Raw genomic sequence first — 21,651 nt, forward strand, 5'->3', positions numbered from 1 at the left:
GGATGTGTGACAATGGCCGCCACTTTGAGCCAACACCAGAATCATCATGACCGCCCCCAGCACACCCAAACCGCCCCGCAAGAAGCCGAAAACCGCCGCCACAGCCAAGCCCGTGGTGCCACGCAAAGAGGCCACTCTGCATCCGCGCAACCGCCACCAGGGCCGTTACGACTTCCCGGCGCTGATCAAGACTACGCCGGAACTGGCCCAGTACGTGATCCTCAACCCCTACGGCAAGGAAAGCATCGACTTCGCCAGCCCGGACGCGGTGCGGGTGTTCAACCGGGCGCTGCTCAAGGCGTTCTATGGCGTGCAGCACTGGGATATCCCGGCTGACTACCTGTGCCCACCGGTGCCAGGGCGTGCCGACTACGTGCACTTCCTCGCCGACCTGCTGGCCAGTGTCAACGACGGCAAGATCCCCCGTGGCTCGATCGTCAAGGTGCTGGATATCGGCATGGGCGCCAACTGCGTCTACCCGCTGATCGGCTACATGGATTACCGCTGGAATTTCCTCGGCTCCGAGATTGACCCTACCGCCGTGGCGGCCGCCAAGGCCATCGTGCAGTCCAACGACCTGAGCAAGGTCATCCAACTGCGCCTGCAAACCAACCCGAAACATATTCTGCTGGGGCTGCTGGAGCCGGGTGAGCGTTTTGACCTGACCATGTGCAACCCGCCGTTCCATGCCTCCATGGACGAAGCGACCAAAGGCAGCGAGCGTAAGTGGCGCGCCCTGGGCAAGGCCGACCCCAAGCGCAAGTTGCCGGTACTGAACTTCGGCGGCCAGTCGGCAGAGCTATGGTGTGAGGGCGGCGAAGCGCGGTTTGTCACGCAATTGATCGCCGAAAGCGCGCATTTCGCCCATAAAGTGCTGTGGTTCAGCACCCTGGTGTCAAAAGCCTCCAACCTGCCTGCCATCGAGACCGCGCTGAAAAAAGCCGGTGCCCTGGAAAGCCAGGTAGTGGAGATGTCCCAAGGCCAGAAACAGAGCCGTTTTGTGGCCTGGACCTTCCAGACCAAGAACGAGCAGCAGATCTGGCGCCAGCGCTGGGTGCGCTAGAGGTAAATCGCAGGCAACAAAAAACCGTGCCCGGATCGCTCCGGTGCACGGTTTTTTTGCTGCGTCTTACTTGTTGATCGAGTCGGTCAGGCCTTTGGCCACAACCAGCTTGATCACTTTCTTCGCAGCGATTTCGATGGCAGCGCCAGTCGAAGGGTTACGGCCGGTACGGGCTGGACGCTCGGTCACTTTCAGCTTGCCAACACCTGGCAGAGTGATTTCGCCGCCGTTGTCCAGCTGGTCACCAACGATCTGAGCCAGTTGCTCCAGTACGGCACGTACTTGAACCTTGGTGGTATCAGTGGATTCGGCGATATCAGCGATCAGTTGGTCTTTAGTCAAAGCCATTGTGGTGTTCCTTCCCTATCAAATTCATTTGGATTGCAGAGTGCAGTGTCAGCCATCGAGCCCGACCGTCATGGCCTGGCACCCCTGGCCATAACCGCGAGAGATCGGGGTTATAGATGCCTGAAACGGGGTTTGGTTCGACCTGACAAATGCTGAATGCACGCTTAACGCCGATACATCGCGTAAGACCGGGCAAAACTAGCACAGAGACGGGGAAATATCCGCTTCTACCTACCCATTTGGTCAGCTTTATCGCTCTAAACCGTGAAAAAAAGGCATCTGACCCGTCAGAGGCCTCCCGAAACCGCTTCAAACGACGCCGCGACCAACGGGTGCGGTACACTGGCGACTTTTTCCGGGAGGCCAACCGCTCCCGCTCAACCAGCCGAGAAGCCCATGCCGATCCGTCATTGCATCGTCCACCTGATCGACAAAAAACCCGACGGCACGCCCGCAGTTCTCCACGCCCGTGACTCCGAATTGGCCGAGTCCGCCGCCATCGAGAACATGCTCGCCGACCTCAACGAGAGCTATAACGCCAAACAAGGCAAGGCCTGGGGTTTCTTCCATGCCGAGTCCGGCGCGCACCCGTTCAGTGGCTGGTTGAAGGAATACTTCGAAGGCGGCAAGGATTTCACCGCCTTCAGCCGGATTGCCGTGGAGCATCTGCAAAAACTGATGGAGGAGTCCAACCTCTCCGTCGGCGGCCACGTGTTGTTTGCCCACTATCAACAGGGCATGACCGACTACCTGGCTATCGCCCTGCTGCACCACAGCGAAGGCGTGGCCGTGACCGACGAGCTGGACGTGACGCCCTCGCGCCACCTGGACCTGGGCCAGTTGCACCTGGCGGCACGCATCAACGTGTCCGAATGGCAGAACAACAAGCAGTCCAAACAGTACATCTCGTTTATCAAGGGCAAGAACGGCAAGAAGGTCTCGGAGTACTTCCGCGACTTTATCGGCTGCCAGGAAGGCGTCGACGGTCCGGGCGAGACTCGCACCCTGCTCAAGGCCTTCAGTGACTTCGTCGAAAGCGAAGACCTGCCGGACGAGTCCGCCCGCGAGAAAACCAAGACCCTGGTGGATTACGCCAGCAGCCAGGCCAAGCTCGGCGAGCCGATGGGCCTGGAAGAACTGTCGGGCCTGATTGATGAAGATCGGCCAAAGGCCTTCTACGACCATATCCGCAACAAGGATTACGGCCTGTCGCCGGAAATCCCGGCGGATAAACGCACCCTCAACCAGTTCCGCCGCTTCACCGGGCGCGCCGAGGGCCTGTCGATCAGCTTTGAAGCGCACCTGCTGGGCGACAAGATCGAGTATGACGAAGCCGCCGGCACCCTGATCATCAAGGGCTTGCCGACCCAACTGACCGACCAGCTCAAGCGCCGTAACTGATGCTCGGCGGGGTACTGAAGAAAGTCCTGCTGGTGTTGCTGGTAGTGGTGGCGATCCAGAACTGGGGCAAGATCGAGCGACTGTTCAATCCGTCGCAGGTCGTCCCGGAGCAGGTACGCGCCACTGCCCGGGTCACGCTGTACAGCACCGAGTGGTGCGGGTACTGCAAGCAGACCCAGCGGTTCCTCGATCAGAAGGGTATCCCCTACAAGACCGTGGACATCGAGAAGGACGCCCAGGGACGCAAGGCTTATGAGGCCCTGGGAGGCGGCGGGATTCCATTTGTGGACGTGAATGGCACGCAGATCCGCGACTACAACCCGGATGCCATCCTGTCCGCCCTGAACCTGTAGGCGCGAGCAAGCCCTAATGCCGACCCGTTAAGCGAACGCAATGCTCAACGCAGCGAAGACCAAATGTGGGATCTACGCCTGACTGAACGGCATTCGAGCAAACCCGCGCCTACAGCGGTTTGATTAACGGATTAAGAAGCCCAGGCGCGGAAAGTGCACATGCACGGTGCCGCCACGCTCATCCTCGCGGCGCAGGATCAACTCTTCGCGACCGGCAAACACCAACTCCCCCGCCACCGGGTCGACGCCGTAGTCGGTCGCGGCGATGGTCACTTGCTGGCCGACCTTGAACCCGTTGGGATCTTCAAACACTTCATCCGGCAACGCCGCAGGCGCGCTATCGCGGGCGATTTCCAGGGCCTGCCCGGCATTCATCTCGCTGGCGGTGCCATGCCCGAAGCCCAGCACCCGAGCAAGCCAGGCGCTGGCAGCCGGATAGTTATCCACAAGCGGCGAGGTCACTGATGAGCCTTTGAGGAACCACAACGGATGGGCCATGGCGAAGTCGGCAATCGACGGTTCGCCAAACAGGAAATCCCCTGACTGACGCTGCAACTGTTGCTCAAGCCGCGCAATGATTGCCGGCCACTGGTGCCGCGCCACCTCCAGCGGCATGCGGGCGGCGCTACCGTCGCCGAACATCTTGCTACGGTCGGCGACCAGCACCTGCAGCAACTGCGGTGGCACCTTGGCAAATTTCACGGCCAGGGATTCGGGTTGGAACACCAGGGCCACGGCATGGGAAAACACCACTGAATCGGCCCAGGCGGCAAAACTTTGGCTGAGCAGTTCCTGGCCTTCGGGAAACAGCGGCGGCGTGGCCTTTTCCTGTTCCAGGCGGCGGGCGATCAGCGCGGTGTCGCAATAAATATCCGCGCCCACCTGCAGCACCGGGGTTTTGCGGTAACCGCCGGTCAGGGCCGTCAGGTCCGGCTTGGGCATCACCGGGGGAATGATCACCGAATGCCAGGACAGCCCTTTGAAGCCCAGGAGCAGGCGGGCTTTTTCCGCGAAAGGGGATTGGGGGTAGTGGTGCAGGATCAACTCAGACATGCCGGACTCCGCCAGATGAAGGAGCGGCCAGATTATCGCGCAAAACCCCGGCGGCCTAGCCATTGGCCTGATGGGAACTGATCAGTCAGATTGATAAGCCCGGGCCAGACACTCCTTGGCGCTTTTCTTGAGCTTCTTTATCAGGCGTTCCTGGCGCAGGGCTTCGCCCTTGCTCGCGCAAGCCTCGGTATACACCAGCGCCACCGCCGGGCTGGACAGAAAAAACCGCGCGCCCTTGCCGCTCTGGTGCATCGCAAAGCGGCGCAGCGGATCGTTGCTGATCCCGCAATAGAGCGCGCCATTGGCCGCCCGGACCAGGTAGACAAACCAGGGTTTGGGCGCGACAGGTTCAGGTGGGCTGTTCACAAAAGGTTCTGGCAAACGAAAAGAGCGCCAATCTTATCAACGACTGGCCTGGAACGCCTTCAACCCTTTCAACGCCTGGCCGCGCACCGCGTTGCGCACCAGCGGCGTCCAGCCCAGCAGCAGGCCCTTGGTGCCAAGGGCCTGACGCGACCAGCGCCACAGGTCGAAATGGTCGTGGTGCTCGCAGATCTTGCCGTCGCGAAACACAAAGCGCGCCTGGATATCGTTGACCACCGTGCGGCCGGTCTGGCTGAACAGGTAGGTCGCCACCCAATGAGCACTGCCTTTGTTGTCGTCACTGTGTACCTGGTCGAAGGTCAGGGAAAAGTCCTTGGCCCGGGTGGTGAGCATGCGCCACATGTCGCCGGCATCGCGCCCGCGCAATTCGCCGAACGCCGGGTCGCTGAACAGCACATCCTCGGTGTAGCAGGCACTCATGGCCTCGGCATCCAGGCGCTGGAAGGCGCCATAGAACTCGTTGATCAGGGCGTTATGGGCGTCGCTCATGGGCAGCATCCGGCGAAGGGTTGAAAGTCACTTACGATAGTGTGCATGGGCCTGCAACACCATCGGCATTGATCTGCGGAATACCTAGGGCACCATCCCGCAGCTGCGAGCATAGGCGAACAGATCCACGTCGGTGGAAATACACAGGCGGTTCATGGCCGTGCTTTTCTGTTTGCTGATGGTGGAAATGCTGCGATTGACCCGCGCGGCGATCTGACTGACCGTCATGCCACTGGCGAGCATGCGCACCACTTCGCGCTCCTTGCCGGACAACTGCGGCTGTTGCGACTGGTCGCCCGTACCCGCCTCCACCAACTGCACCCGCAGGCATTCGCTGACAAAGGTCTGGCCGGCGTGCACCGTCTTGATAGCCAGGGGCAACTCCTTGGCCGAGGCACTTTTGGCGACGATCGCCTGTGCGCCGTGGGCAAAGGAGGCGCGCAAGGTGGCGACGTTGGCAAACATGGTCACCAAAATCACCGGCAACCTCGGGTACTGGCGGTGCAACAGGCTCAGCAGGCCATAGCCGTCAGCCTGCTGGCCGCCCGGCATAGCGAAGTCGGTCACCAGTACGTCGCAGGGCGTGGTTTCCAGCAACCGCAGCAGTTCATCGGGGCCATCGGCCTCCCCCACGACTTTGCACCGGCCGTTCGCCTCGATTACCACTCTCTGCCCGATACGCACAATGGGATGATCGTCAGCAATAATTACGCGAAGCATAAATACCCACGGATGATGGCAACTTGAATCCGCGCAAAATACCTGCGCCGGTCCCCTTCAACAACTGCCTGAGCTCCCGGTTTTTTCATCACGATCAATGTTTGGTAGCCAGCCCGGCAACACCTACAAAATAAAAAGAAAACGCCTACACCAAAAACTTTCAACACAGACTTCCATTTACCTACAAATCGACAAAGGCATCACAGCGAGCCCAAGTAAGTGAGGTAGGTATGCAAGTCAGCCTGGAACGCTTCCAGCTGCGACGCGCTCAATGCTATGCCCTGGGCATGGACGCGCTCGATCAGGCGCATGCCTCGCAACTCCAGGTCCGCCACCCCGAGGAAGGCCAGGCTCCCCACCAGGCGATGCAAGCGCTCGGCGGTCAACGGCGCATTCAGAGTCCGGCACGCATGAGCCAGGCCGACACTGTCCTCCCGGGCTTCGCAAAGCAGGCTGGCGAGCATCTGGTCCACTACAAGAGCATCGCCAAAGGTTTCAATCAGGCCGGCACGGGTCGGCCAGAGTGCCGAAACGGGCACCGGCGCCTGCACATCGGCCGGGCCTGGCAGCCACAATGCCAATACGCTATGCAATTGCCCCAGGGACAACGGCTTGAGCAACCAGGCATCCATGCCTGCATCGCGGCAACGCTGGGGGTCGTCATGTACCAGGTTACCGGTCAAGGCAATGATCGGTACCCGCCTCTGGGCGTTAGCGTGTTCACGCAGACGGATTGCACGGCTCATGGTGTAGCCGTCCATATGCGGCATCTGGCAATCACTGATCACCAGGTCGAATCGCCGTTCGGTAAGGGCTGCCAGCCCGTGCTGCCCGTCGCCGACCAATTGATGGCCCAGCCCGAGCTGTTTGAGGAACCACCCCATTAAGATGCGGTAGGCGGAGTGGTCTTCCACCACCAGTACCTTGAGGTGCTGCCAGTGCACAGGCGGTGTAGGCGAAGGTGTCGGTTCACGGGAAAGCACTGCGTTGGAAAATACGCCAGTCTCCATGGTCACCTCATGATTGCGATGGGTCCTGCAACGCCCAGCGCTCGTAGTAGGCCGGCAACGCTGACGCAACAGCCAGGGGACGTGCGAACACTTCACACGACTGCTATCGCACTACAAAAGTAGCCTTATGAAGGCGGTCATGACGATGCAAAAACTACGAAAAAACCAACTTTCCTACAAAACAAATTAACTTATTCCGACACGCTCCAAACTGATTTCCCTCTCCCGCCGATTGTCGTAATAGTTGTATTTCCCCTGCCCAGTCTCCCCGCTAAATTGCGCCTACCCCGAGAAGAGGGAGCTCAGGCGCCGCCCCGCAGCAGCCCTGAAACCCATAAGCCAAGCCGCCTTGTAAGCCACCCTTCACAAAGGGCAGGTATTGCCGTGTGCGCCTTATCAGCCGAACCTGCACTGGAACAACCTGAACATGAACAAGTCGTTAAACCTGGTGGGCACCGCCCTGTTGCTCGCCAGTGCCTCATCGGCCTTTGCCGCCAGCACCGTGGACCTTACGGTCAAAGGGCTTATCACCCCAAGCGCCTGCACCCTCACCGTGCCGGGCGCTATCGACTTCGGGAAAATCTCGGCCAAAGACCTGAACCCGGACACACAAACACGAATTGAAGACAAGACCCTGCAACTGACTGTGAATTGCGAGGCCATGACGCTGTTTGCGATCAACCCTGTCGATAATCGGGCAGGTACATCGCACGGCACCAATGCCTCAGGCTATGGCCTGGGGCTGATCAATGGCACGGAAAAACTCGGGATGTATGTAGTGATCGTGCGTAACCCCGTCGCCGACATCCCATCGCAAATGCTGCAATTTCGCGATGGCACATGGCGCATGCAGTGGGACGACGACTATGTCGCGCCCAACCGGTTGATTGCATTCGGCAGCTTTGTCCCGGATGTCGGCTACTTGCCGCACCCCCTCGAAACCGCATCCGTGGAGATCGTGCTCAATACCTGGATTGCCCCGGCAAACACGCTGACCCTGACCGATGAGGTGGCGCTGGACGGTTCGGCAACCCTGGAAGTGAAGTACCTCTAAACCGGTCGACGCTGCTTGGACCACTCCAGATAAAGGGCCCTATGTCTATGAACGCTTTTGCCTCCAGACTCCTACTGACATTGCTGTTCACACCGGCGGCATTCGCCGCCAGCACCACCGACCTCGCCGTCAAAGGCACCATTACGCCCAGCGCCTGCGCACCGTTGATCTCAGGCGACGGCACCATCGACTTCGGGAAAATGTCGGCCAAGGACCTCAACGCCGACCAGCACACCAAACTGCCCAATCAATCCATGCTACTGAGCGTGCGCTGTGAAGCACCGACGCTTTTCACCCTGAACACTGTCGACAACCGTGCCGGCTCCTCGGCCAACCACGACAACTGGCATGGCCTGGGCATGACGCCCGGGGGCGAGAAACTGGGAGGGTCCGCCTTTCATCTCTACACCCCGATAGCTGACGGTGCCCCGGTACGGACCATTACCTCGCGAGACGGCGGCGTGACGTGGGAACTGACCAATATGCTCAACCACACCCTGGTGACGGCAGTTGCGAGGGGCAATGACCTGGTACCTATCGCCGTCCGCGCCTTGGACGCGGAGATCCGCCTGTACACCCACATTGCGCCTGCCGATGGCCTGACCCTGACCGACGAAGTCCCCGTCGATGGGCACGCCACGGTCCAGGTCAACTATCTGTAACGCCACACACAGCCCCAATCGAAAGGAACTCGCTCCCATGAAACCCGTGTTCACCGCCATCGCCACCAGCCTGCTGCTGCTTGGCTCTGCCACCAGTTACGCGGCCTCCACCGTCGACCTGACCGTCAAGGGTCTGATCGTCCCCAGCGCCTGTACGCCTAACATGGACCATGGCGGAATCGTCGACCATGGCAAGATTTCCGCGAAAGACTTGCGTGCGGACAGCCCCACACAAATCGGCACCCACGTCCTGATCCTGGGGGTCACGTGCGATGCCCCGATTCAATTTGCCCTGCACGCCATCGACAACCGCGCCGGCTCGTCCCCCACTGCGGCCCAGTTCGGCCTGGGCTTGATCAACGGCACGCAAAAACTGGGCTGGTTCGGGTTGACGCTACGCAACGCGGTCGCCGACGGAATACCGATGCAGCCGATTGCATCCGCAGACGGCGGCAATACCTGGTACAGCGAAAAGTTCTGGAATCCAGGTTTGTACATGGCCGCAGCCACCATGGATGACGCCACCCAGCCGGCCTCCATCCAGGAGCTGGTGGCGGAACTGGTGGTGGAAACCAGCATTGCCCGTACCGACGGCCTGGACCTGAGCAACGAGGTCACCCTCGATGGTTCCGCCACCCTTGAAGTCAAGTACCTGTAACCCTTGGACGCCCATGCCTGGCTGAGACTTGCGGGCATGGGTATTTCTTTCGTATCGGCCGTGTCTACTTCGGCCAGTGGCGCCCACCGATGAACACCTACCCTCGCCTTCTGGCGATCTGGCTTTTGCTGACGAATGGCGCAGCGGCCTTCGCCGCGTCTTCTGTCGATATCACGGTAACGGGGCGGCTGACGCCGGATGCCTGCCACGTGACGCTGTCAGAGGACGGCACGGTTAATCATGGGAAAATTCCCGCACACACCCTCAACGCCAACGAGTTCACCGTACTACCGGGCCAGTTGCTGGAACTGAAGGTGCAATGCACCAGGCCGATGTTGTTCGCCCTGGTGGGGCTCGATAACCGCGCGCAATCCTCACTGGCCCCTGGGTTCTTCTATGGCTTGGGCCGAAACATCCACGTCCCGGCCGAGCGCCTGGGGTCCATCGCCCTGTCCTATCGCAACCCCCAGGGCGACTCACAGCCCATGCAGGTCCTGGCCTCCACCGACAGTGGCGAAACCTGGCGCCCGGAACCCAATGCGTACCCCAAATCCTATGTCGGCTTTGCCCTGCCCGGAGATCGCCAGCCGGACTTCATCGGCCAGTTGACGACTCAATTGCGCATCGACACGTCGATCAACTTCACCCAGTACCTGACCCTGAATCAGGAGGTGCCGCTCGATGGCTCCATCGTGCTGGACCTGCGTTACCTCTGACCTCTTCACGCTGCCCCAATGGAAGACCCCGGCATGACCACAACCTTACTCAAAACAGCAACCTGCTGGCTTGCCCTGTCGCTGCTGCTTGGCGCACAGGCCCAGGCCGACGGCATGGTGCCGGACACCTCCGTGGTGATTATTTACGAAGCCGAGGGTGAGGCCGCCGTTTCAGTGACCAACACCGACGGCCAGCTCGCCTTGTTGCACGTCACCCTGGAAGACATTCCCGAAGACACCGAACCCCTGCTGGTAGTCACGCCGCCACTGTCGCGGGTGGAGCCGGACAAATCGCAATTGGTCCGTTTCATCCTGCAAAGCCAACAACCGCTGCGTACCCAGCGGCTCAAACGGGCGATCTTCGAAGGTATGCCCCAGGGCCGTTCCGCGGCCAAAGCCGGGCACGCACAGGTCGGCGTGACGGTGCGCCAGAACCTGCCGGTGATCATCCACCCCAAGGGCCTGGCCCTCAATCGCACGCCCTGGACCAGCCTGACCTGGTCGCAACAGGGCAGTACCTTGCACGTGCGCAACGACAGCCCGTATGTGGTGCGCCTGGCCCAGGACCTGCGCCTGCTGCCCGGTGACGGCAAAGCCATGCTGCCTCGCACCTACGTGTTGCCCGGGGAGACCCTGAGTGTGCAGGCCAGCGGCGGCCCCGCCACTAAAGTGCGACTGCAACCGGCCACCGTCTACGGCTTTGCGGCTGCCGCCTACGAAGCCCCGATCATCTGACGAGCAACAAGAGGTTCCCGACCCGCCACAGACGCCCTTCAATCGAGTGCCTTTCGTGAAAACAATATTGAGCTCCCGTGACGGCGAAGCAGTGCCCGACACTCCCGCTCGCCTTGCCTTCCCCGCGATGCTGCTGGCCTGTGCCTTATTGCCGGGCAAAGCCTGGGCCGAAGCACGGCCCGGCTTCGACGCCACCACCCTGCACCAGCGCGGCATTGACCCAGAGTTGGCCAACCTGCTGCTGGACGCCCCGCGCTTTGCCGCCGGCAGGCAGGCGGTGAGCCTGCGGGTCAACGGCCAGCCTCGTGGGCGCCTGGAGGTGGGTTTTGATCAACAGGGCGTACTGTGTTTTGACCGATCCTTGCTGGACGCCGCCAACCTGACGATCCCCGGCGACGAAGGGCCCTGCCATGATTTTCTCGCGCAGTACCCACAAAGCCTGGTGGAGCCGGACCCCGCCAGCCTCAGCGTGTCCCTGGTGGTGCCGACCGATGCATTGCGCCCGGTGCAACAAGACGTCTCGGGCTATGAAACCGGCGGCGTCGCCGGCTTGCTCAATTACGATCTCACAGGGTTCTATAACCGCTTCGGCGACGGCAACAGCCGGTTTGGCTCGGCCAATACCGAGGTGGGTTTCAACGCCGGCGACTGGATCGTGCGCAGCCGCCAAGTACAGACCTGGCAGGATGGGCTGTCGCGCAGCACCCATCTGGAGGCCTATGCCCAGCGCACTTTTGCCAGCCATCAAGCCGTGCTGCAAGCCGGGCAGATCAGCCTCTACAACCCGGTGTTATCCGGTGCGCAGATCACCGGGGTCCAGGTCCTGACCGAACAGGCTCTACTGGCACAGGGGCAAAGCGCGACCATCGACGGTATTGCCAACAGCCCGGCGCAAGTCGAGGTGCGGCAGAACGGCGCGTTGATTCACTCCACGGTGGTGCCCGCCGGACCGTTCTCCCTGACGGACGTACGGCGCCTGAACTCGCGTTCGGACGTCGAAGTCACGGTCAAGGAAAGCAGCGGCGGCGAGCGACGCTTCACCGTCCCCGCCGCCATGCTCGGCCTCGGGTTGCCAGCACCGGGGTACTCGGTGGCGGTGGGCCGTGTGCGCAATATCGGCGATGCCCAGGGCGACGATCCGTGGGTCGCCAGCGCGGGCTGGACCGGTGCCGTGCACTCGCAACTGTCCCTGGGCAGCGGCGTGCTGGTGTCCAGTGAATACCGGGCTGCGGGGCTGAGCCTGGGTTGGCTGCCGTGGCTGGACAGTCAGATCCAGCTGTCCACACAGCTCGCCGATACCCAGGCGCGGGACAAGGTCCGTGGCCTGCAAACCGACCTGTCCTGGGCCCAGCGCCTGAATGATCAATGGTCGTTCAGCGTGGCCAATTCCTGGAGGACACCGGGCTATCGGGAACTGGAAGAAGCCACCTACGCGCCCGACACCACCCAGCAACCGCGCTCCCGTTATCGCGATCAACAAAGCGCCACGCTGGGCTGGTCCCACCCGTGGCTGGGGGCTTTCAGTGCCGGGGTTTCGCGCTCGAGCAGCGCTGACGGCGAGAGCAGCAGTCGCGGCCTGGCGTCCTGGGGCACCAGCGTCGGCGGGGTGTCATTGTCGGCCAGTGCCGAGTGGCAGATGGGCGGGCGCCAGCAGCAGGACAACGCGGTGTACCTGAACGTCAGCCTGCCCCTGGGCGAGAGCCGCCGCGTGCGGGCCTGGGTCCGCAACTCGGGCAGCGAACATCGCACGGGGCTGGGGCTGAACGAACAGATCGACGATCAATTGAGTTACCGCGTCAGCGCCGAACACGACACCCGCGACCAGCAGGTCGAAACCACCCTCGGCCTCTCGGCCCTGCCCCGCTACAGCCAACTCGATTTCAGCTACAGCCGCGCCGATGCCGAGCGTTCGAGCTATCAGGGCAGCGCCCGGGGGGGCGTGGTGCTGCATGGTGGCGGTGTCACGTTGTCGCCGTATGCGGTGCGCGACACCTTTGCCGTGGTGGCGCTGGGCGACATGGGCGGTATCAAGCTGAGCACGCCCAGCGGCCCGGTGTGGACCGACTGGCAAGGCCAGGCCGTGGTGCCCCAGGTGAGCGCCTATGGCCGCAGCCCGGTGGAAGTGCAGACCCGCTCGCTGCCGCGCAACGCCGATATCAACAACGGCCTGACCATGATCTCGGCCGGGCGCGGCGCCGTGCAACGGGTCGAATTCGGCGTGACCTTGACCCGTCGAGTGTTGCTCACCGCGCGCACCGCGCAGGGGGCGTTGCTGCCCCGTGGCGCCTCTGTCAGTACCGCCAGCGGCGAGTTCGTGACCCTGGTGCAGGACAGTGGCCAGGTGTTCCTGCCCAACGTGCTGGAGCAGTCTGAATTGTGGGTCAACGCACCAGAGATGGAGCGCTGCCGGCTGCAATTTGAACTGCCGGCCAAGGGCGATCCCCAGGTGTACTTCGAAACCGTGCCAGCGAGCTGCAACGCCTTATGAGGACGATCACCATGCGCCTTTTCCGCGCCCCAAAGCGACTGATGGCGGTCGTGCTTACCGTCGGCCTTGCCGGCAATGCCCTGGCCGATGACGAGTGCCAGTTGACCCTCAGTGAATCCCTGCTGGATTTGGGCCTGATGAGCCGCCTTGCACAAAACGACAGTGCCCCCCAGCGCCTGCTCGGCGAACGCCGCCTGAGCCTGAACCTGAGTTGTCCGCAACCGGCGGATATGGGTGTGTTCTATCGGGCCCTGGCGGCGAATGCGCAATACCTGCAATTTACCGAACATGGACACTACGCCCTGCAAGTCAGCGATGGCGTGCTGGATGGCCAGGCAGTGGAGCTGGGGTTACTACCGGGCGCCGGCCAGCCTCCCGCCACCGTCGCCACAGCGTTGAACTGGCGTCCAGGCCATGGGGTGGTGCCGATGGTCGGCGGCAATCCGGTGCAAGGCCAGCACTTTTCCCTGCAAGTAAGCCTCAGTGCCTGGGCCGACGTGGCCGCGACCCACGTGCGCGATGCGACCACCTGGGAAGTGTCGGGCACCTTCGACGCCCCCCAAAGCGGGCGCTACCGGGAACTGACCCTGCGCGCCCACTTCGCCCCCGTCGCTTGCACACCGCAGTTATCCAACGGCGGCCTGGTGAATTACGGCACCTTGCTGGCCAAGGACCTGAGCGCCACTGCAGAAACCCCGCTGCCCACCCGTACGTTGCAGTTTTCCGTGAGTTGCGATGCCCCCGCACGCTTCGCCCTGGTGATGCACGACAACCGATTCGGCTCGGCCACCGGCGGCACCGATGAGACCGCCTATGGCCTGGGCGTGGATGCCAGTCACAACAAAATCGGTCGCTACTATCTGAACATCGACCCGGCGGACTTCAGCGCCGATAACCTGGGCACCCTCTATCGCACCGACTCCACCAGCAACGGCCAGGCCTGGAGCAGCGCCACCGCCCGGCAGATCCCGATCGCCGCCAATAGCCTGATGGGGTTTACCGACAGCATCGGCAGCACCCTGGGGCCGATTGCCGCTCAACACCTGGTCGGCACGGTGCGCATCAAGCCCTACCTGGCCCCCACCCAATCCATGGACCTGCGCAACGTGGTGCGTATCAACGGCTCCGGCACCCTGGAAATCATCTACCTCTGACCTCTGGAACCTTCTTTATGCACAAGCACTGCCTGGCTTTGCCCGCCCTGCTGTTACTGGTCTCGGCGCAACCTGCGCTGGCCGCCTCGACCGTGGACCTGAGCGTCAAAGGCCAGGTCACGCCGACAGCCTGTACCCCGCTGCTGTCCAGCGGCGGGCTGATCGACTACGGCAAGATTTCCCAACATGACCTGAACCTCGACAAGGGCACACGCCTGCCGATCAAGCAGTTGCAAGTCAGAATCGGCTGCAATGCCCCAGCGCGCTTTGCCCTGCGCATGCGCGACAATCGCAACGGTTCGGCCACGGTCAACAGCGAGATCTATTACGGGCTGGGGTTCGACAACAGTGGTAATCGCATCGGGCTGTATTCCATGACGTTTGATCCCAGAAAAACGCTGGTCGACAGTACTTCGCTGATCTACGGCACCGAGTCCACCACCGGCGGCCTGGCCTGGCGTACCGCCAACCTCAACACCATCGAGATTGGCGCCAACAGTTACCTGGGGTTCACCGAAACCAAAGACAGTGTCGCCGGACCGTCGGCGATTCAGGTTCTGATCAGCACGGTCAAAGTCGAAGCGGTGATCAATGCCCGGCAGAACCTGGACCTGAGCACCGACACCCCGCTGGATGGCTCGGCAACCCTGGAAGTGCTGTATCTCTAGAGTTTCTCGCTGGTGACCTGCACATACTGCGCACGTCCTGCGCCCAGCCCGGCGACGATTGCACCCAGGCCGATTACCGCGAAAATCCAGCCAATGGCCGTCCAGCCGCCGGTCCAGTCATGCACCAGGCCGACCGCGAACGGGCCAAGGGACGCCAGGGTGTAACCGATGCCCTGGGCCATGCTCGACAGGTTGGCGGCCACATGGGAATCGCGCGAGCGCAGCACGATCAAGGTCAGCGCCAGGCTGAACGTGCCACCCTGGCCCAGGCCCAACAGAATCGCCCAGCCCCACAGACCGTCCAACGGTGCATACAGGCACCCGAACAGGCCGCCGAGGGTCAGCAGCATTACCACCACAATGGCCAGGCGTTGATCCTTGCCACGGGTGGCCAGCCAGGGTGCGGCCAGGGAGCTGGCCAGTTGCACGATGATCGAGCCGGACAGGGCCAACCCGGCTTCAGTGGCACTCAGGCCACGGCCGATGAGGATCGACGGCAGCCAGCCGAACACGATATAGGCCAGGGACGATTGCAGGCCCATATACAACGTCACCTGCCAGGCCAGCGGGTCGCGCAGCAAGCCCTTGACCCGATACGCCACCTGGTGGGCGCCGTGTTTCTGCCCGACTTGCGGTAACCAGAACAGCGCCGCCAGCAGTGCCGGCAGCATCCAGAAGCCCAGGCCGATGTTCCAGCTGTCTGCGAAGTAATGACTCAACGGCACCGTGGCCCCTGCTGCCAACGCCGCGCCCAGGCACAGGGCCATGGTGTAGACCCCCGTCATGGCCCCGGCCTGCCTGGCGAAGTCACGCTTGACGATACCCGGCAACAACACCCCGATAATGCCAATACTGGCCCCGGCCAGCAGACTGCCGGCGAACAGCCCGACCTCACCGAACGAGCTGCGCAGAATGATCCCGGCGGCCAGGGTCAATAAAATCCCCAGCACCACCCGCTCGGCGCCAAACCGTCGGGCGAGGATCGGCGCCATGGGCGCAAACAGGCCCAGGCACAGCACCGGCAAGGTGGTCAGCAGGCCGGCCTGGGCCGCCGACAACCCCAGGCTGGCGGACACTTCACTGAGCAGCGGTGCCATGCTCGACAACGCCGGGCGCAGGTTCAACGCCACCAGGATCAGGCCCAGTAATAACAGCCACGGACGATGCACCTGCGGCGGACTGTGCTGGACCACCTCGTCGTCGGCCTCGGCGTCGATCAGCAATTCTTCAAGGGCATTTTCTGGGCGGGGCATGGCGTTCTCGGGTTCAAGGTTCATTGATCAACTGCCGGGACAGGGCTTTGGCGCGCTCCGGGGCCTGCTGCTCCACGGCATTGAGCAGTTCGACATGCAGGTCGAACACTGCCTGGCGACGCGGCTTGATATTCAGGGTCTGGCGCAACTGGGCGCCGACGATGCTGGAAAAGTACTGGTACAGCTCGCTCAAGGCCGGGTTGTGGGCCGCGTCCACCAGGCGCTTGTGGAACACCAGGTCGCACTGGATGTAGTGCTCCAGGTCGCCGTGGTAGTGCTCGCCACTGGCCCGCAGCGCTTGGTGCAGGCGTTGCAGATCCTCAGGGGTGCGGCGCAAGGCCGCCAGGCCGACGGCCTCGACCTCAAGAATCTGCCGCGTCTCCTGCGCCTGCTCCAGGGTGCACTGGGACATGGCATTCATCACCCCTAACGGATCGGTCATGGAACGCAGGTAGCTACCGTCTCCCTGGCGAACCTCGATCAGCCCGGAGAACGCCAGCACCCGCATGGCTTCGCGCACGGTATTGCGGCTGATGCCCAGCTCGGCCGACAGCTCCGGCTCGGTGGGCAGGCGCTCGCCAATCGCCCATTTGCCTTGGGTGATGCGCTGGCGCAGTTGGTCCAGGGCCTGGTCGACCAGGGAGCGTTTGATCAGAGGGGCGATGTCCGGCATGGGTTTTGTACTTTCGTCCAATCATAGGATGAATTTTCGTACAGACTATTCGGAGTTGCCTACAGAAGCAACGCACCAGGGTTTTCAGGCGGGCAAAGGAAGCGAATTTTCGATCAGTAAAATTACCCTTCAAGGGTAACTATTGGCCTCAGGTGTCTTATGGAAAAGTACACACCTCATTACGATTCGGCGGTGATAAAGGCGGATGTCAGGCGGCTTGGAAGGAACGCAAAACCATCAGTGTCCAGGGCATGGGGCGTCGGGTCGACACTCTTTCAGGCTGGGGATGCAAAGCCTGTGGCGACGGCTTTTGGGACCCCGATACCGATAGTGCGGATCGCTATGCAGAAGCGGGTGATGAGTTGGTTCTCGCCGCGCGAAAAATGATCGGCGCCGAGATAAAACGCATCCGCCGAGGGTGCTGATTTGTTCGGTGCCTTCACCTCTACCGTGAACAGCGACACTGAAGTACTCAACGCTTCCTAGCCGCAAAAAAAACCCGGCGCCAGGCCGGGTTGGTCTCAAACATCCATCAATGCAAAATCTGACTCAAGAACAACTTGGTCCGCTCATTCTGCGGGTTGTCGAAGAAGTCATTGGGCGCCGCCTGTTCCACGATCTCGCCCTTGTCCATAAAGATCACGCGGTTGGCCACGGTGCGCGCAAAGCCCATTTCGTGGGTCACGCACAACATGGTCATGCCGTCTTCGGCCAGGCCGATCATGGTGTCCAGCACCTCCTTGACCATCTCCGGGTCGAGGGCCGAGGTCGGCTCGTCGAACAGCATGATTTTCGGCTTCATGCACAGGGCACGGGCAATCGCTACGCGCTGTTGCTGGCCGCCCGACAATTGTCCCGGGAACTTGTGGGCCTGCTCCGGGATGCGCACGCGCTCCAGGTAGTGCATGGCGATTTCCTCGGCCTTGCGCTTGGGCATCTTGCGCACCCACATCGGCGCCAGCGTGCAGTTCTGCAGGATGGTCAGGTGCGGGAACAGGTTGAAGTGCTGGAACACCATGCCCACTTCCCGGCGCACGCTTTCGATCTGCTTGAGGTCATTGGTCAGTTCCACGCCATCGACCACGATGCGCCCCTGCTGGTGCTCTTCCAGGCGGTTGAGGCAGCGGATGGTGGTGGATTTGCCCGAACCGGACGGGCCGCACAGCACGATGCGCTCGCCCTGCTTGACGTTGAGGTTGATGTCTTTCAACACATGGAACTGGCCGTACCACTTGTTGACGCCCTGCATCTGGATAATGCCTTCAGGGCTCACCGGCTGTTTGATTGCTTCGCTCATCAAAAAACTCCTAACGCTTGTGGCCAGTGTCGAGCTTGTGTTCCAAATGAATGGAATAGCGCGACATACCAAAACAGAAAATCCAGAACACCAGGGCCGCGAACACATAGCCTTCAGTGGCCATGCCCAGCCATTTCGGGTCGGCGGCGGCTTGCTTGACGCTGTTGAGCAGGTCGAACAAGCCGATGATGATCACCAGGCTGGTGTCCTTGAACAGCGCAATAAACGTGTTGACGATGCCGGGGATCACCAGCTTCAGGGCTTGCGGCAGGATCACCAGGCCCATGCTGCGCCAGTAGCCCAGGCCCATCGCGGCGGCCGCTTCGTACTGCCCCTTGGGAATCGCCTGCAAGCCACCGCGCACCACTTCAGCCACATAGGCCGACTGGAAGAGGATCACGCCGATCAGGGCCCGCAGCAGCTTGTCGATGCCCATGCCTTCAGGCAGGAACAGCGGCAGCATCACCGACGACATGAACAGCACGGTAATCAACGGCACGCCGCGCCAGAACTCGATGAAGGTCACACACACCACACGAATCGCCGGCATGTTCGAGCGTCGCCCCAGCGCCAGCACAATCCCCAGGGGCAAGGCCCCGGCGATGCCGACGGTGGCGATGACCAGGGTCAGCATCAGGCCGCCCCATTGGCTGGTGGCGACGTTGGTCAGGCCGAAGATCCCGCCGTGCAGCAGGAAGAAGGCGATGATCGGGTACAGCACCAGAAAGCCCAGGCCGTAGACCGCCTTGCGCTGAAACCGCGAGATAAACAGCGGGGCCACGCCAATCACCGCCAGCCACACGGTGAAGTCCACGCGCCAGCGCAGGTCGCCGGGATAGTAGCCGTACATGAACTGCCCGAAGCGCTGTTGGATAAACACCCAGCAGGCGCCTTCCTTGGTGCAGTCGGCGCGGGTGGTGCCGACCCAGTTGGCGTCGAGGATCGCCCACTGCAGGATCGGCGGCACCACCAGGTACACCAGGTAGAACGCCAGCAAGGTCAGCAGGGTATTGAGCCAACTGGAAAACAGGTTGGCGCGCATCCATGCCATCGGGCCGAAGACTTTGTTCGGCGGCGGCATATCAGGTTTGAAAGTATGGGAAGTCATGCGGGTGTCCTCACCGTTCGATCAGCGCAATGCGCTTGTTGTACCCGTTCATCAGCAGGGAAATGCTGATGCTGATTGCCAGGTACACGCTCATGGTGATGGCAATGACCTCGATGGCCTGGCCGGTCTGGTTGAGCACCGTGCCGGCAAACAGCGAAACCATTTCCGGGTAACCGATACCGGCGGCCAGGGACGAGTTTTTCGCCAGGTTCAGGTATTGGCTGGTCAGCGGCGGGATGATCACCCGCAGGGCTTGCGGGATGATGACCTTGCGCAGCGTGGGCCCGGGGCGCATGCCCAGGGAGCGCGCGGCTTCGGTCTGGCCGTGGCTGACCGACTTGATGCCCGAACGCACGATCTCGGCAATAAACGCTGCTGTGTAAACCGTGAGCGCCAGGGTCAGCGCCAGCAGCTCGGGGATCAGAACCCAGCCGCCGACGAAGTTGAAGCCCTTGAGTTCCGGCATTTGCCAATGCACGGGCGCACCAAACAGCAACGTGCACAACGCCGGGATCACCAGGAACAGCCCCAGACCCGCCCAGAACTTGTGGAACGGCACGCCGGTGGCTTCAAAGCGTTTATTGGCCCAACGGCTCATCAACACAATGGTAGTGATCGCCAGCACCACACTGCCGACAAACGGCCAGAACCCATCGGCCGCGACGGCCGCCGGCATGTTCAGGCCACGGCTGCTGACAAAAAAGGTGTCGCTGAAGTTATGGCTGTTGCGCGGCCCCGGCATGGTCAGGAACACCGCGAAATACCAGAACAGGATTTGCAGCAGCGGCGGAATATTGCGAAACACCTCCACATACACCGTCGCCAGTTTGCTGATGATCCAGTTCGGTGACAGCCGGGCCACGCCGATGATAAACCCGAGGATGGTGGCCAGGACCACACCGATCACGGTGACCAGCAAGGTGTTGAGCAGACCGATCACAAAGACCCGGGCATAGCTGTCCGATTCGGTGTAGTCGATCAAATGTTGAGCGATGCCGAAACCGGCGCTGCGCTCCAGGAAGTCGAAGCCGGAGGTAATGCCCCGGTGCTGAAGATTGGTTTGCGTGTTGTTGAACAGGTACCAGCCCAACGCGACCACCGCCACGATGGTGATGATCTGGAACAGCCACGCACGCACTTTTGGATCACTGAAGCTGAGCTTCTGTTTTGGTGCGCCGATTTGAGTTTGCATTAAGTGCCCCGCAAAAAATGGAACAGAACATCACCCGGCGGTTGGCCCACCGGGTGATAGAACCATCAGCGATCAGCGCACAGGAGGTGCGTATTGAATGCCACCGTTGTTCCACAGCGCGTTCAGGCCACGGTCGATTTCCAGCGGGGTGCTCTTGCCCAGGTTGCGCTCGAACACTTCACCGTAGTTACCGACCTGCTTGACGATCTGGACCACCCAGTCCTTCTTCACTTTCAAGTCTTTGCCGTATTCGCCGTCAGCGCCCAGCAGACGGGCAACGTCCGGGTTCTTGGTGGCCTTGGCTTCAGCCTCGACGTTTTTCGAGGTGATACCGGCTTCTTCAGCGTTGAGCATGGCGTAGCCCACCCAGCGCACGATGGCCAGCCACTCGTCGTCGCCATTACGCACGACCGGGCCCAGGGGCTCCTTGGAAATGGTTTCCGGGAGGACCACGTAGTCTTTCGGCGCGGCCAGCTTGCTGCGCTGGGCGAACAGTTGCGACTTGTCGGAGGTCAGCACGTCGCAGCGCCCGGACTCCAGGGACTTGGCGCTTTCATCGGAGGTGTCGAAGGTGATCGGGGTGTACTTGAGGTTGTTGCCACGGAAGTAGTCGGAAACGTTCAGCTCGGTGGTGGTACCGGCCTGGATGCAGATGGTTGCACCGTCCAGTTCCTTGGCACTTTTCACGCCCAGCTTGTTGTTGACCAAAAAGCCGATGCCGTCGTAGTAGGTGATGAACCCCGGGAATTTCAGGCCCATGCCCGCATCGCGGGAGCTGGTCATGGTGGTATTGCGCGAGAGGATGTCGACTTCGCCAGACTGCAGCGCGGTGAAACGCTCCTTGGCATTCAATTGGCTGAACTTGACCTTGGTCGCGTCGCCGAACACCGCAGCGGCCACGGCGCGGCAGTAGTCAGCGTCAATCCCGAGGATCTTGCCGCTGGCATCCGGCACCGAGAAACCCGGCAGGCCGTCGCTGACGCCACATTGCACAAACCCTTTCTTCTGCACTGCATCCAGGGTGGCACCGGCCTGGGCCAGACCACTGATCCCCAATACGGTCGCCGCAGTCACGATGGCCAGGGTGGACTTCAATACCTTCATTCAAACCTCCAGTTGCTCTTGTTGTGTCGGAGCTCGAACCTCTGCGCACCCTTATGAGGCGATATCGA

Annotated in this window: 24 protein-coding genes and 1 pseudogene; 12 read left to right on the top strand and 13 right to left on the bottom strand. The window is 61.6% G+C overall.

Annotation, left to right across the window (positions count from 1 at the left end; genetic code table 11):
- The first annotated feature begins 46 nt into the window (after positions 1–46).
- Positions 47–1,063 (top strand): 23S rRNA (adenine(1618)-N(6))-methyltransferase RlmF, encoded by a 1,017-nt coding sequence (gene rlmF, locus PSH73_RS21015; protein WP_057958549.1) that lies wholly within the window; start codon positions 47–49, stop codon positions 1,061–1,063.
- Positions 1,064–1,129: 66 nt separating this feature from the next.
- On the opposite strand, the gene PSH73_RS21020 is transcribed toward rlmF, so the two are convergent.
- On the bottom strand, positions 1,130–1,411 hold the full coding sequence (locus tag PSH73_RS21020) for an HU family DNA-binding protein (RefSeq protein ID WP_038443110.1): 282 nt from the start codon (positions 1,409–1,411) through the stop codon (positions 1,130–1,132).
- A 396-nt stretch (positions 1,412–1,807) separates the two neighbouring features.
- On the opposite strand from PSH73_RS21020, the gene yejK reads away from it, so the two are divergent.
- Both yejK and PSH73_RS21030 read left to right on the top strand, forming a co-directional pair.
- Positions 1,808–2,812 (top strand): nucleoid-associated protein YejK, encoded by a 1,005-nt coding sequence (yejK, locus tag PSH73_RS21025; RefSeq protein ID WP_038443112.1) that lies wholly within the window; start codon positions 1,808–1,810, stop codon positions 2,810–2,812.
- Entirely contained in the window at positions 2,812–3,165 is a 354-nt protein-coding gene (locus PSH73_RS21030; RefSeq protein WP_057438267.1) for a glutaredoxin family protein, read from the top strand. Before yejK ends, PSH73_RS21030 begins: the two co-directional genes overlap by 1 nt.
- A gap of 123 nt (positions 3,166–3,288) precedes the next feature.
- Here the strand turns inward: PSH73_RS21030 and PSH73_RS21035 are convergent, their stop codons facing one another.
- From PSH73_RS21035 to PSH73_RS21055, 5 genes are all read right to left on the bottom strand, one after another.
- A complete protein-coding gene (locus tag PSH73_RS21035; protein ID WP_057438265.1) occupies positions 3,289–4,218 on the bottom strand; it encodes a glutathione S-transferase family protein in 930 nt (309 codons plus the stop codon).
- Positions 4,219–4,299: 81 nt separating this feature from the next.
- On the bottom strand, positions 4,300–4,584 hold the full coding sequence (locus tag PSH73_RS21040) for a GIY-YIG nuclease family protein (RefSeq protein ID WP_057444436.1): 285 nt from the start codon (positions 4,582–4,584) through the stop codon (positions 4,300–4,302).
- Between the two features lie 36 nt (positions 4,585–4,620).
- Positions 4,621–5,091: a nuclear transport factor 2 family protein gene (locus PSH73_RS21045; RefSeq protein WP_057444437.1), complete on the bottom strand. Its 471-nt coding sequence runs from the start codon at positions 5,089–5,091 to the stop codon at positions 4,621–4,623.
- 84 nt (positions 5,092–5,175) lie between these two features.
- On the bottom strand, positions 5,176–5,811 hold the full coding sequence (locus tag PSH73_RS21050; protein WP_057438263.1) for a response regulator transcription factor: 636 nt from the start codon (positions 5,809–5,811) through the stop codon (positions 5,176–5,178).
- 200 nt (positions 5,812–6,011) lie between these two features.
- Positions 6,012–6,821, bottom strand: coding sequence for a hybrid sensor histidine kinase/response regulator (locus PSH73_RS21055; RefSeq protein ID WP_057958546.1), 810 nt, complete (start codon positions 6,819–6,821; stop codon positions 6,012–6,014).
- Positions 6,822–7,248: 427 nt separating this feature from the next.
- On the opposite strand from PSH73_RS21055, the gene PSH73_RS21060 reads away from it, so the two are divergent.
- The 8 genes from PSH73_RS21060 to PSH73_RS21095 all read left to right on the top strand — a co-directional run bounded on the left by PSH73_RS21060 (position 7,249) and on the right by PSH73_RS21095 (position 14,956).
- Positions 7,249–7,875 carry a DUF1120 domain-containing protein gene (locus PSH73_RS21060; protein ID WP_057438259.1) on the top strand — a complete coding sequence of 209 codons (627 nt, stop codon included), beginning with the start codon at positions 7,249–7,251 and terminating at the stop codon, positions 7,873–7,875.
- 47 nt (positions 7,876–7,922) lie between these two features.
- Positions 7,923–8,537, top strand: a complete 615-nt coding sequence (locus tag PSH73_RS21065; RefSeq protein WP_057958544.1) for a DUF1120 domain-containing protein — start codon at positions 7,923–7,925, stop codon at positions 8,535–8,537.
- Between the two features lie 37 nt (positions 8,538–8,574).
- Positions 8,575–9,195: a DUF1120 domain-containing protein gene (locus PSH73_RS21070; RefSeq protein WP_169989496.1), complete on the top strand. Its 621-nt coding sequence runs from the start codon at positions 8,575–8,577 to the stop codon at positions 9,193–9,195.
- Positions 9,196–9,284: 89 nt separating this feature from the next.
- On the top strand, positions 9,285–9,911 hold the full coding sequence (locus PSH73_RS21075) for a DUF1120 domain-containing protein (RefSeq protein ID WP_115128933.1): 627 nt from the start codon (positions 9,285–9,287) through the stop codon (positions 9,909–9,911).
- 33 nt (positions 9,912–9,944) lie between these two features.
- Positions 9,945–10,646 carry a fimbria/pilus chaperone family protein gene (locus tag PSH73_RS21080; RefSeq protein WP_057958542.1) on the top strand — a complete coding sequence of 234 codons (702 nt, stop codon included), beginning with the start codon at positions 9,945–9,947 and terminating at the stop codon, positions 10,644–10,646.
- 55 nt (positions 10,647–10,701) lie between these two features.
- The gene (locus PSH73_RS21085) at positions 10,702–13,134 is read left to right on the top strand and encodes a fimbria/pilus outer membrane usher protein (RefSeq protein ID WP_305461305.1); all 2,433 of its coding nucleotides are present in this window, start codon (positions 10,702–10,704) and stop codon (positions 13,132–13,134) included.
- Between the two features lie 11 nt (positions 13,135–13,145).
- A complete protein-coding gene (locus PSH73_RS21090) occupies positions 13,146–14,288 on the top strand; it encodes a DUF1120 domain-containing protein (RefSeq protein ID WP_305461307.1) in 1,143 nt (380 codons plus the stop codon).
- Positions 14,289–14,305: 17 nt separating this feature from the next.
- On the top strand, positions 14,306–14,956 hold the full coding sequence (locus PSH73_RS21095) for a DUF1120 domain-containing protein (RefSeq protein ID WP_057438251.1): 651 nt from the start codon (positions 14,306–14,308) through the stop codon (positions 14,954–14,956).
- Here PSH73_RS21095 and PSH73_RS21100 read toward each other — a convergent pair.
- Both PSH73_RS21100 and PSH73_RS21105 read right to left on the bottom strand, forming a co-directional pair.
- Positions 14,953–16,233, bottom strand: a complete 1,281-nt coding sequence (locus tag PSH73_RS21100; RefSeq protein WP_057438249.1) for a CynX/NimT family MFS transporter — start codon at positions 16,231–16,233, stop codon at positions 14,953–14,955. The two genes, PSH73_RS21095 and PSH73_RS21100, sit on opposite strands and share 4 nt — an antisense overlap.
- Entirely contained in the window at positions 16,223–16,882 is a 660-nt protein-coding gene (locus PSH73_RS21105) for a FadR/GntR family transcriptional regulator (protein ID WP_057438247.1), read from the bottom strand. The genes PSH73_RS21100 and PSH73_RS21105 overlap by 11 nt, the downstream gene beginning before the upstream one ends.
- Before the next feature lie 159 nt (positions 16,883–17,041).
- On the opposite strand from PSH73_RS21105, the pseudogene PSH73_RS21110 reads away from it, so the two are divergent.
- Positions 17,042–17,113, top strand: a pseudogene (locus tag PSH73_RS21110) (type II toxin-antitoxin system MqsR family toxin); the annotation flags it as partial.
- A 44-nt stretch (positions 17,114–17,157) separates the two neighbouring features.
- Here the strand turns inward: PSH73_RS21110 and PSH73_RS21115 are convergent.
- The 5 genes from PSH73_RS21115 to PSH73_RS21135 form a co-directional block, all read right to left on the bottom strand.
- Positions 17,158–17,346 carry a hypothetical protein gene (locus PSH73_RS21115; protein ID WP_305462745.1) on the bottom strand — a complete coding sequence of 63 codons (189 nt, stop codon included), beginning with the start codon at positions 17,344–17,346 and terminating at the stop codon, positions 17,158–17,160.
- Positions 17,347–17,414: 68 nt separating this feature from the next.
- Complete coding sequence (locus PSH73_RS21120) at positions 17,415–18,179, bottom strand: amino acid ABC transporter ATP-binding protein (RefSeq protein WP_045062117.1); 765 nt, start codon at positions 18,177–18,179, stop codon at positions 17,415–17,417.
- Between the two features lie 10 nt (positions 18,180–18,189).
- Positions 18,190–19,287: an amino acid ABC transporter permease gene (locus PSH73_RS21125; RefSeq protein ID WP_057958538.1), complete on the bottom strand. Its 1,098-nt coding sequence runs from the start codon at positions 19,285–19,287 to the stop codon at positions 18,190–18,192.
- A 10-nt stretch (positions 19,288–19,297) separates the two neighbouring features.
- Positions 19,298–20,479: an amino acid ABC transporter permease gene (locus PSH73_RS21130; RefSeq protein ID WP_198830312.1), complete on the bottom strand. Its 1,182-nt coding sequence runs from the start codon at positions 20,477–20,479 to the stop codon at positions 19,298–19,300.
- 72 nt (positions 20,480–20,551) lie between these two features.
- Complete coding sequence (locus PSH73_RS21135) at positions 20,552–21,583, bottom strand: amino acid ABC transporter substrate-binding protein (protein WP_057438245.1); 1,032 nt, start codon at positions 21,581–21,583, stop codon at positions 20,552–20,554.
- Between the last annotated feature and the right edge of the window lie 68 nt (positions 21,584–21,651).

Origin of the sequence: Pseudomonas sp. FP2294 (assembly GCF_030687625.1) — a bacterium.
Classification (GTDB): Bacteria; Pseudomonadota; Gammaproteobacteria; order Pseudomonadales; family Pseudomonadaceae; genus Aquipseudomonas; species Aquipseudomonas shahriarae.